This window comes from Hymenobacter agri (assembly GCF_054778495.1).
In genome coordinates, this window is record NZ_BAAGZM010001247.1 from 1 (window position 1) to 597 (window position 597).

The 597-nt window shown below is 69.0% G+C and carries 1 protein-coding gene; it reads left to right on the top strand.

Features of this window, described 5'->3' with window-relative positions:
• On the top strand, positions 1-597 hold a 597-nt coding region (locus ACYVDE_RS25590), incomplete at both ends, for a two-component regulator propeller domain-containing protein (RefSeq protein ID WP_460504317.1).

The window sequence follows — 597 nt, forward strand, 5'->3', positions numbered from 1 at the left end:
GGCGCTGGTGCCGGTGGCGGTGCCGCAGCACTATCCGCGCATTCAGGCCCTGCGGCTTGATTCGTTTGGGCGCTTGTGGGTGGGCACGCTGCACGGCCTCTACGTGTGGGAAGCCGGTACCAGCACCGGCACCCGGCCGCCGTTGCAGGCCGGCCGGCCCACCCGGTTTCTGCCCCGCGATGGCCAGCCCTACAGCCTGAACTCGGAGCGCGTGCATCAGCTGCTCGAAGACAACCACCAGATAATGTGGCTGTGCGCGTCGGCCGGCGGGCTGAATAAGGTGGACCTGCGGCAGCGGGCGTTTGGCCTGCTGCGCCACCAGCTCACGGGCCAGGCGGGCCTCACCAATGCCAACAACTACATCAACGCCCTCTACAAGGACGAGGCCACCAACACCTTGTGGTGGGGCTCGCGCAACGGCGTAACGGCCTACGACCTGGCCCGCCGCACCAACCGCACCTACCTCAGCCAGAGCACCGACACGGTGCGCGGCGTGGATGCGGCCGCCCTGTTCCGGGCCACCAATGGCACCCTCTGGATTGGTACCCGCGACCACGGCCTGGCCGCCCTGCGCCGCCAGGGAGGCCACGAGCAACT